The sequence below is a fragment of the Microcystis sp. LSC13-02 genome, from assembly GCA_002282935.1.
Classification (GTDB): Bacteria; Cyanobacteriota; Cyanobacteriia; order Cyanobacteriales; family Microcystaceae; genus Microcystis.
On sequence record MTBT01000141.1, the window covers coordinates 18,673 to 28,138 of the forward strand.

Sequence of the window (9,466 nt, forward strand, 5' to 3'; positions counted from 1 at the left end):
GGCGATTAAAGACACTCACCCATTCTAGCAGTAAGCACCGATATCCTCTCCACATTCATCGGCTAGGTAAGAAAGAGCGCGAAATCTTAACATCATTAGGTTTTCGTAGAGGGGATTTAGCTTGCAAAGGGGCGGAATCTCTAGAATTGTCCGGCTAAATAGGGTAATTTTCCGCGCAAAGGGACATTGAGCCGGAATTAGACGACAAATCTGATGGGCTAGTGCAGGCGTATTAATCTCTAGGCGATCAATTCGTTGCCGCAGGGGTTGCCATAAATCCCATTTTGGTTGCGGTGACGGGTTTTTCCGATTGCCTTTCGACCAAGGGGCAATCCAATTAGACAAAATTATTTTATTTGTGGTATAATCTGATACATCAGCATTGGCCATGGCTTTACCTTCTATTGATTGACTCATAAGGTTCTATCTGAGATTACGAGAGGGCGAACAATCTTTCCCGAAAATCCTCTAGGACGTTCAGACATTTGACCGCTTTAACGATAACATCTCTGGGATAACAGATGCGGCTTATCGCACCAGCAGCCCAGATGCGGGAGTAGCATTCTAGCGATGACGAGACAGAATTATCTCGCCGAATGATAGGAGTGAACTAGACAGAATCTATTGAAAGCGAATAGGCAACAGAGGACAATAGATAACGTCACGAGTGAGTTTATCTAGATTAATCTCTAAGCTTCGTCCAAAGATATTGGCTCTGATTAGAGCTATTTCTAGGTTAGCAAAAACTCAGGTTTTTTCACGTCAGCATAGTACATTTTTTCGGGGTATAAAATAGCACCCGCTTTTGTCAAAGATACGCAATCCAACGGGTGGGGTGTGGGGTGTGGGGTGTGGGGTGTGGGAATTATGAATTTTTCAGTGAACTGATAACTGATAACTGATAACTGATAACTGATGACTGATGACTGATTTACATTCTTTCCAAAACGGAGATTCCTAGGAGAGATAGGCCTAATTTTAGGGTTCTTGCCGTCAAATCACACAAAACTAAACGAGAGGTTTTAATCGGTTCTTCCGCTTTGAGTACAGGGCAACTTTCGTAGAAACGATTATACTTTTTACTGAGTTCGTAAAGATAATCACATAAACGATTGGGTAATAAATCCTCTTCCACGGTGCTAATTACTTGCGGAAGTTGCAGTAATTGTTTAGCCAGAATTAATTCGCTTTCATCCTTGAGAATTAGCGGTGAATTGGCACTTAAATCCTGAAAATTAATACCACCTTCGCGACTGATACTCTGGACTCTAGCGTAAGCGTACAGCATATAGGGGGCGGTGTTGCCTTGCAGATTGAGCATTTTGTCGTAACTGAAAACGTAGTTACTATTGCGATTTTGGCTGAGATCGGCGTATTTAACGGCACTTAATCCGACAGTTTTGGCAGTCTTAGCGATAAAATCGCCGGTTTCTTCTCTTTCCTCGCTTGCCAGTCTTTTTTCTAAGTCAGCTAGGGAACAGGCGATCGCTTGATCGAGTAATTCTTGTAATTTTACCGTCTCCCCGGAACGAGTTTTTAATTTTTTACCATCTTCCCCTAAAACTAATCCAAAAGCGACGTGAACCACTGCCACATTATCGGGTAAAAATCCCGCTTTTTTAGCCACCTGAAATACTTGGGCAAAATGGTTAGCTTGTCCAGCATCGGTGACATAAATTATTCTTTCAGCTTTATCTTGCCGGACTCGATAACAAATTGCCGCTAAATCGGTGGTAGCGTAATTATAACCGCCGTCGGATTTCTTGACAATTAGGGGCAAAGGATCGCCCTCTTTGTTGGTAAAACCATCGAGAAAGACGCATAAAGCACCGTTGTCTTCTGTTAGCAATCCCTGTTGATCTAATTCTCTGATTACTGCCTCAAGGTAAGGATTATAAAAAGATTCACCTCTTTCGGTCAGTTTTATATCGAGAATATCATAGATTTTCTGAAATTCCCGCCGTGATTGTTGACAAAGTAACTGCCATGCTTGACGACTTTGAGGATCACCCGACTGTAATCTTACTACAGCTTGACGGGCAGTTTCTTTAAATTTTTCGTCTTCATCAAAACGAATTTTTGCCTTTTTATAAAAGCTAACTAAATCCCCTAAATCGAGGGCATCTGCTTGGGTTAAAGCGCTAGGATAAGCTTCTTGTAGATAGGTGATTAACATCCCGAATTGAGTACCCCAATCCCCGACGTGATTAAGACGAATTACTTGATGATGACGAAATTCCAAAATCCTGGCGATACAATCACCAATTATAGTTGATCGCAAGTGACCAACGTGCATTTCTTTGGCAATATTGGGACTGGAAAAATCGACAATAATTTTTTGACTGGGGTTAGCAGCGGCAACTCCTAAACGGTTGTCGGTAATTAGGTCTTTTAATTGGGTTTCTAGATAACCGGGTTTAAGGGTAAGATTGATAAAACCGGGTCCGGCAATTTCGGGGGTTTGACAGAGATCATCTATCTCTAGATTTTTTAGTAAAGTTGCCGCCACTTCCCGCGGTTTTTGTTTTAATTCTTTGGCTAAAGAGAGGGAAATATTACATTGATAATCGCCAAAACGGGGGTTACTAGCGGCCACAATTAGAGGATCGGTATCAGCGAAGTTTTCCCCAAAGGATTTAACTAGGGACTGGGAAAAGCGTTCTTTTATTTGTTGGATAATGGCAGTCATAGAGAGAATTTGGGAATGAATGTTAGAAATCTATGGGTAATTAGGAAATTTATTTTGCTCTCATCTTGAATAGAATTGATCCGAACGGGGCATTACGTCCATTTTCTTGGTACATTATAAGCATCAAATTTAGTATCTTTACTAATTAGAATTAGCGATCTGTTTAGAGATTGAGCAATTAGCATTCTATCAAATGGATCACGGTGATGCAAGGGTAAAGTACAAATTTTTAGAGTATCAGAAAATGATATAGACAGTAAGATTATATCTGATGCTTCTAGTTTAGTTTCAATGGTTTCATAACTTTTTTGTAGGGCTAACTTACCTAAATTTAACTTAATCGCAATTTCCCAGAGACTAACAATACTGACATAAACTTCAGGAGCAAAATCAATTTCCTCCCGAAGATTATTAGGCAAGTTAGGATCGTTTTCAGTTAACCAGATGAAAGTATGGGTGTCCAGAAGAAAAGATGTCATCACATATATTCCTGAAAATCTTCCAAAGACTGATCAAAGTCATCGGACAAAGGCAAGGTAAATGTACCTTGTAAAATTCCTGAACGACGTTTCCTAAGAGAAGATTTCTCTATAATAACATCTGATTGATAATTGGCCATCAAATATTCAGCATAGTGAAGCAGCTCTATTTTTAATAACTCTGGCATTGCTTCGACAGTTTCTAATATTTTTGTGTCTATATTCATAGGTTTGGGATATTTAATCTGAGCGAATTCTTACTAATTACTTATTCCTTAACCAATAAAACCACGGCATAAACTGCGATACCTTCTTCTCGTCCTACCGGTCCCAATTGTTCGTTAGTAGTGGCTTTAATTCCCACCTGTTCCGGATTAATATTGAGAGTTTCTGCTAACTTGGTTCGCATCGCACTAAGGTGGGATTTCATTTTCGGTTTTTCGGCGACAATTACCGAATCAATATTATTAATCTGCCAACCTTTATCGATAATTAATTGATTAACTTGCTCTAATAATTTTAAACTATTCGCCCCTTGCCATTGCGGGTCTGTGGGGGGAAAATAATGACCGATATCGCCTAAACTAAGCGCCCCTAGCATGGCATCCATAATAGCGTGGGTTAAGACATCGGCATCACTATGACCCAATAAACCGACAGTATGGGCAATTTCTACTCCTCCTAAAATTAAAGGTCTTCCTGTCACCAATCGGTGGATATCGTAGCCGTTACCAATACGAATATTCATAGAGCAGTCCTCTTGGAGTTATATTAATTATCTTATCGCAAAAGGGAACGGGAAACGGGGAAATATTTATTTGTTTTTAATGGGTGCATCTTATTTTTGTCAATCAACTAAGTTAGTATTTTTAAAGGGAAACTCTCTGCTAAAGTCTGCCGTTACTTTCGATTTTATCACTCAATCCAAGCTTTTGGGGGGTTCTACCCCCCAAACCCCGGAGCGCATTAGTTTTTCGGTGGGATGCTTACAGGCAGCTGCTGATATATCTGTAATGATGGCTCCTTTTTAATAGTATTATTAACTGCCAATCGAACTTTAAAAACCCGCTGCCTTCTCCCCACTTGCCACTCTATACTTGTTAACTAAGATTTAGTATAACTCGATCGCTGTTAAAATTGCGGTAGAATCGGGAGAGTAACTCCGAGTTTTTTCTTGGGGATAATCTCCTAACTTCTGACTATCCACTGCCAATTCCCGCAAAGGATAGCCATTTATTCTATCAGATTGAGAAGATATTAAGCATGATAACACTTGTGATTATGTTTTTCGCTGCCTTGCTGGCAGCTGCCGATTTTACTTACCAAGTTTTGATTCATTTTCCCGTACAAATCCTCAATTTTTTGGGGTCGTTGCTGTCCTATGGAGTGATTGGACTGATAATTTTCGTCCTAGTGTGGATTGTGGGTGACTGATTTCTTGGGGTAAAAAAATGAGAGAATTAGCCTTAGCCAATTCTCCCCAATTTAAGCCAACTTTTAGTTTTTACTATTCACTAGCCACTGCTTGGGGTTGTCCTTGCGGTTGGAATTGGAACAGGGAATAAACCACGTTACGACGGATATCAATCATCATTTCTAAAAACATCTCGTAGCCTTCCTGTTTATACTCAATTAGGGGGTCTTTTTGACCGTAACCGCGTAAACCAATCGACTCGCGTAAAGCTTCCATAGCTTGCAGGTGTTCGCGCCATAACATATCGATTTGTTGCAGGATAAAATAACGTTCGGCATCGCGCATTAAACCGGGGCGAATACTATCAACTTGACGTTCTTTAATTTCGTAAGCTTTGCGAACTTCTTCGTGGAGGAACATCTTGATATCATTAACACTCATATCCTCGATATCTTTAGCGGTAATATCTGCCAAGAGATAGACGAATTCCTGAGATTTACTAATCAGTTTTTCTAAATCCCATTCTTCCGCCGGCAGTTCGGGATTAATATAAGCCATGACGATTTCATCCATGGTTTTTTCGGCGTATTGCAGCACCTGTTCTTTTAAGTCCATCCCCTCCAAAACCCGACGACGTTCGGCATAAATAGCGCGCCGTTGATTATTCATCACCTCGTCGTATTCAAACACCTGTTTCCGGGCATCATAATAGAAGGTTTCCACTTTTCTTTGCGCTCCTTCCAAGGAACGAGTCAACATTCCCGATTCAATGGGCATATCTTCTTCCACCCGGAAGGCATCCATTAAACCCGCCACGCGGTCGCCCCCAAAAATCCGCAATAAATTGTCTTCTAGGCTTAAAAAGAAGCGTGTGGAACCGGGGTCGCCCTGTCTGCCCGCTCTGCCTCGCAATTGGTTGTCAATACGGCGGGATTCGTGGCGTTCCGTCCCGATAACGTGCAGTCCGCCTCTTTCTACTACCTCATCGTGTTCTTTACCTGTGTAATCTTCATAACTTTTGCGAATTAATTTATAGACTTCCCGTAACTTTTGAATAACCTGGTCATCCGTGGGAGCTTTTTCGGCCGCAATAGCGATTTTTTCTTCTACTTCTAATTCCGGTAAACTTTGAGTTCCGTGGGTATCAACGGCAAATTTAACCGCTTCTTTCAGGGTATTTTCTACCTCTTTCGGTAACTCAGTGGGAAAAATTTCCGCCGAGGCGCGCCAGTTTTTTTTCTTTTTACCCGGAGCGAATCCTTGGGGGCGATTGCGTTCTCCTAAACTGGGTAAACTAAAGGCCAAATTGTCATCCTCGGGCATAACTAATTTGGGCATTAAATACTCGCGAATTTTCAATCGGGCCATATAGTCGGAGTTACCACCGAGGATGATATCGGTTCCCCGTCCTGCCATGTTCGTGGCAATTGTCACAGCGCCGGCCCGGCCTGCTTGGGCGACGATTTCCGATTCCCTTTCCACGTTTTCTGGACGAGCATTAAGCAAGTTATGGGGAATCTTTCTTCCCTGTAATAAAAGCGAAAGCACTTCCGATTTTTCCACACTGGTAGTACCGACTAAAACCGGGCGGCCTTCTTCGTGCATTTGTTGACATTCTTCGGCGACGGCGTTCCATTTTGCCTGTTCATTTTTATAGACCACATCGGCTAAATCTTGCCGACGAGAAACGCGGTTGGTGGGAATAATTGTTACTTGCAGGTTATAGACTTTTTCTAGTTCCGTTTCTTCAGTTTTGGCTGTCCCGGTCATGCCGGATAATTTCGGATAGAGTAGGAAAAAGTTTTGATAGGTAATCGTGGCTAAGGTTTGGGTTTCCTGTTGAATTTCTACCCCTTCCTTAGCTTCCACTGCCTGATGTAAACCATCGCCCCAACGTCGCCCCGGTAATACCCGTCCTGTGAACTCATCAACGATAACAATTTCACCACTGCGGACGATATAGTTAACGTCTTTTTTCTGGAGTTCTTTGGCACGAATAGCGTTAGAAATATAGTGCGCCCAGGGATTTTCTTGGTCGTATAAATCGGTAACTTCTAATAGTTCTTCCGCTTTTTTAAAGCCTTCATCGGTCATTAAAACGTTACGGTCTTTTTCGTTAACTTCGTAGTCTCCCGGTCCGTCTTCTACTTCTTGGCGCACTAATTGCTTGGCGATTTCGGCAGCGAGAATATATTTTTCTGTGGGCCGATCGATCGCTCCTGATATAATTAATGGAGTTCTCGCTTCATCGATAAGAATGGAGTCCACTTCGTCGATAACGCAGTAGTTAAAGGGTCTTTGGACAACTTCCCCCATCACTGTAGCCATGTTATCGCGCAGATAATCAAAGCCGAGTTCGCTGTTAGTGGTGTAGGTGATGTCACAGGCATAATTTTTCTTTCTTTCTTCCGGACTCATACCGGCTTGAATTAGTCCCACACTTAACCCTAAAAAGCGATGTACCTGCCCCATCCATTCCGCGTCACGACGGGCGAGATAATCGTTAACGGTGACGACGTGAACCCCTTTTCCGGTCAATCCATTCAAATAAGCGGGGAGAGTGGCAACTAGGGTTTTTCCTTCCCCGGTTTTCATCTCGGCGATTTGTCCTTTGTGCAGTACCATTCCCCCCAATAACTGTACGTCAAAGTGACGCATCCCTAAGACTCGGATGCCCGCTTCCCGGACAATGGCGAAAGCTTCGGGGAGGATTTCCTCGAGAATCTCCTCTCTTTGCTCATAATTTCTCGCTTTGTCCAATCTTTCCTTAAATTCGCTGGTTTTGCTCCTTAATTCGTCATCGGATAGGTTTTTAATATCTTCTTCCAGCAGGTTGATTTCGGTGACGAGGGGCTGAAATTTTTTAATTTTGCGGGCGTTGGGGTCTCCGAGTAGGGCTTTTAACATAGCAGTTTTGATTCTCTCGCTTCGATTGGCTCTTGGTCTGTGGTGTTAACAATTGTATCACTCTCGTTGGGAGTGGAGAGTCATTTATCGGTGAAAAGGGACTCTTGCCAGTGGGCAAAAATTAAGTTAGAGATGGTATCTTAGAGCTAAGAATATACTGATCTACTTTGATTCCCTAAAACCTTAAAAAACTTAGTATTGCCGACAAAGGAGGGTGAAACCATGACAGAAAGCCTTACCATGGCATCCCTCTACCAGAAACTCTCACAAATCGGACTTAAAAAAAATTATGTCCGAAAAAATGGCTTACCCAGTTGGTGGGATGATGAACTCAATGATAAACCCGTTGCGGTTCTAGAAGGAGCCGGTTATATCGCCAAAAACCTCAATCTTGACCTCTCATCTTTATTAACCCCTCAAGAAGAGGTCAAATTTAATAGACCTCCCCATACTAAATTTAAACAGCACAATAGCCAAAATAACCAACATCCCTATCTAGCGCAAGCTTTAGCGAGTCGGTTTGCTGAGTTAATTTCCTTGGGGGTTGAAGTTAATTATACCCCTTTACCTAAGGATGCTAAAACCATCAGGGAAGACATCTTAAGTGACCAGCCAAAGGTTGACTTGACCTCTCTTTTAGACTATTGTTGGTCTCAGGGAATAGCGGTAGGATACTTTGATCATTTTCCTAACAATACTAATAAATTTGCTGGATTAATTCAATGGCATTCCACTTCTCCTGTAATTATTCTTAGTTCAAAACATCAACAGTCGGCAAGACTCGCTTTTGACTTAGCACACGAATTAGGACATTTAGCATTAGCACATCTAAACAATGGGGTATTAGTTGATGAAGACATTACATTTGATAATGATTGCGAAGAAGAAGAAGCTAATCAATTTGCCACTGAATTACTCTTAGGTGATTGTGATAACTGCCTTGGGGATGGGAAATTCCAAAATACTGAAAAATTGAGTAAATATGTTCAAGAACATTTTATCTCTCATCATCCCGATATTGACATAGGTGCAATTATTCTGAACTATGGATGGCATAATAGGGACTACTTTGCTTTAGCCATGAAGACTTTAAAAGTATTAGAACCTAACCCAAATGGCAACAAGATTATTAATGAATATTTGGCCAATCAGTTAGACTGGGATAAATTTGATGACGAAACCTACGAGTATCTAGAAAAGGTGTTAGGAGTTTAATCTTGACTGGTTCTGTTTATTGTTTGGATAATGACATTATCCTAAAATTGGCCACCTGTGGTTTATTTGAGAAAACCCTCAATACCTTTGGAGTTGAGATTAATCAAGTTAAAATTCTTGAGACATTTCAATATAAATTTAAAAGGCAAGCGCAACAAAAAAGAAAGAGAAACCCTGTTAAATATAACCTAGAAGACGCTTTATCTGTCGTTGAAACTTGCGATAAAATATCAATCAATAATATCAATCAGGAGGATTTTATTCAATTACAGAAAATCGAAGGAATAGACATAGGTGAGGCTATTCTCCTCAGTTATGTTAGCTACTTGAATAAACAAAATAATTTAAGCTATTTACTCACGGGAGATAAACGCTGCTTAAAAAATTTAAATGTTCCTGAAACTAATCAGATTACTGGCTACCTTGAAGGTAAAATATGGTGTTTAGAACAATTAATTTTAAAAGATATTGAAATTTATGGATTTAATTGTATTCAAGAGAAAGTTTACCCCTTTAGAGATTGTGACACTAATCTTAAACTTATATTCGGTTATAGCAGAGAATCAGCAGAGCAGCAAGTCAGAGAAGCGTTAGCAACTGAAATTAGGCAATTAAGAAAAGAAACGGTAAACTTACTTTATCCCTACCCTCAAGGATAGCAAAATTTGTTGTTTATCTTAAATGTCGGGTGAAGACCCTCAGTTTCACTGACGGGATGAAACCCGACCAATATAGAACAGCGAAGCACCACTAAATCCTTGA

The 9,466-nt window shown here is 41.0% G+C and carries 10 protein-coding genes; 3 read left to right on the forward strand and 7 right to left on the reverse strand.

Features of this window, described 5'->3' with window-relative positions:
* Positions 1-24: 24 nt before the first annotated feature.
* The 5 genes from BGL89_RS08570 to ispF all read right to left on the reverse strand — a co-directional run bounded on the left by BGL89_RS08570 (position 25) and on the right by ispF (position 3,916).
* Positions 25-417, reverse strand: a complete 393-nt coding sequence (locus BGL89_RS08570; protein ID WP_286825352.1) for a Mo-dependent nitrogenase C-terminal domain-containing protein — start codon at positions 415-417, stop codon at positions 25-27.
* A 514-nt stretch (positions 418-931) separates the two neighbouring features.
* The gene (gene argS / locus BGL89_RS08575) at positions 932-2,689 is read right to left on the reverse strand and encodes an arginine--tRNA ligase (protein WP_286825353.1); all 1,758 of its coding nucleotides are present in this window, start codon (positions 2,687-2,689) and stop codon (positions 932-934) included.
* A gap of 92 nt (positions 2,690-2,781) precedes the next feature.
* Complete coding sequence (locus BGL89_RS08580) at positions 2,782-3,168, reverse strand: type II toxin-antitoxin system VapC family toxin (RefSeq protein ID WP_286825354.1); 387 nt, start codon at positions 3,166-3,168, stop codon at positions 2,782-2,784.
* The gene (vapB, locus tag BGL89_RS08585; RefSeq protein WP_286825355.1) at positions 3,168-3,395 is read right to left on the reverse strand and encodes a type II toxin-antitoxin system VapB family antitoxin; all 228 of its coding nucleotides are present in this window, start codon (positions 3,393-3,395) and stop codon (positions 3,168-3,170) included. The genes BGL89_RS08580 and vapB overlap by 1 nt, the downstream gene beginning before the upstream one ends.
* A gap of 41 nt (positions 3,396-3,436) precedes the next feature.
* Positions 3,437-3,916, reverse strand: a complete 480-nt coding sequence (gene ispF, locus BGL89_RS08590) for a 2-C-methyl-D-erythritol 2,4-cyclodiphosphate synthase (protein ID WP_286825356.1) — start codon at positions 3,914-3,916, stop codon at positions 3,437-3,439.
* 79 nt (positions 3,917-3,995) lie between these two features.
* Here ispF and BGL89_RS08595 point away from each other — a divergent pair, with 79 nt between their 5' ends.
* The gene (locus BGL89_RS08595; protein WP_286825357.1) at positions 3,996-4,199 is read left to right on the forward strand and encodes a hypothetical protein; all 204 of its coding nucleotides are present in this window, start codon (positions 3,996-3,998) and stop codon (positions 4,197-4,199) included.
* A gap of 80 nt (positions 4,200-4,279) precedes the next feature.
* Here BGL89_RS08595 and BGL89_RS08600 read toward each other — a convergent pair whose 3' ends face one another.
* Positions 4,280-4,441, reverse strand: a complete 162-nt coding sequence (locus tag BGL89_RS08600) for a hypothetical protein (RefSeq protein WP_286825358.1) — start codon at positions 4,439-4,441, stop codon at positions 4,280-4,282.
* A 234-nt stretch (positions 4,442-4,675) separates the two neighbouring features.
* Complete coding sequence (secA, locus tag BGL89_RS08605; RefSeq protein ID WP_286825359.1) at positions 4,676-7,489, reverse strand: preprotein translocase subunit SecA; 2,814 nt, start codon at positions 7,487-7,489, stop codon at positions 4,676-4,678.
* A 222-nt stretch (positions 7,490-7,711) separates the two neighbouring features.
* Here secA and BGL89_RS08610 point away from each other — a divergent pair, with 222 nt between their 5' ends.
* A complete protein-coding gene (locus BGL89_RS08610; RefSeq protein ID WP_286825360.1) occupies positions 7,712-8,704 on the forward strand; it encodes an ImmA/IrrE family metallo-endopeptidase in 993 nt (330 codons plus the stop codon).
* Positions 8,705-8,706: 2 nt separating this feature from the next.
* Positions 8,707-9,363, forward strand: a complete 657-nt coding sequence (locus tag BGL89_RS08615) for a hypothetical protein (protein WP_286825361.1) — start codon at positions 8,707-8,709, stop codon at positions 9,361-9,363.
* Positions 9,364-9,466 lie beyond the last annotated feature (103 nt).

Coding starts and splice junctions, on each gene's coding strand:
- BGL89_RS08570 (WP_286825352.1), bottom strand. CDS start 417: ATGAGTCAATCAATAGAAGGTAAAGCCATGGCCAATGCTGATGTATCA.
- argS (WP_286825353.1), bottom strand. CDS start 2,689: ATGACTGCCATTATCCAACAAATAAAAGAACGCTTTTCCCAGTCCCTA.
- BGL89_RS08580 (WP_286825354.1), bottom strand. CDS start 3,168: ATGACATCTTTTCTTCTGGACACCCATACTTTCATCTGGTTAACTGAA.
- vapB (WP_286825355.1), bottom strand. CDS start 3,395: ATGAATATAGACACAAAAATATTAGAAACTGTCGAAGCAATGCCAGAG.
- ispF (WP_286825356.1), bottom strand. CDS start 3,916: ATGAATATTCGTATTGGTAACGGCTACGATATCCACCGATTGGTGACA.
- BGL89_RS08595 (WP_286825357.1), top strand. CDS start 3,996: ATGGGTGCATCTTATTTTTGTCAATCAACTAAGTTAGTATTTTTAAAG.
- secA (WP_286825359.1), bottom strand. CDS start 7,489: ATGTTAAAAGCCCTACTCGGAGACCCCAACGCCCGCAAAATTAAAAAA.
- BGL89_RS08610 (WP_286825360.1), top strand. CDS start 7,712: ATGACAGAAAGCCTTACCATGGCATCCCTCTACCAGAAACTCTCACAA.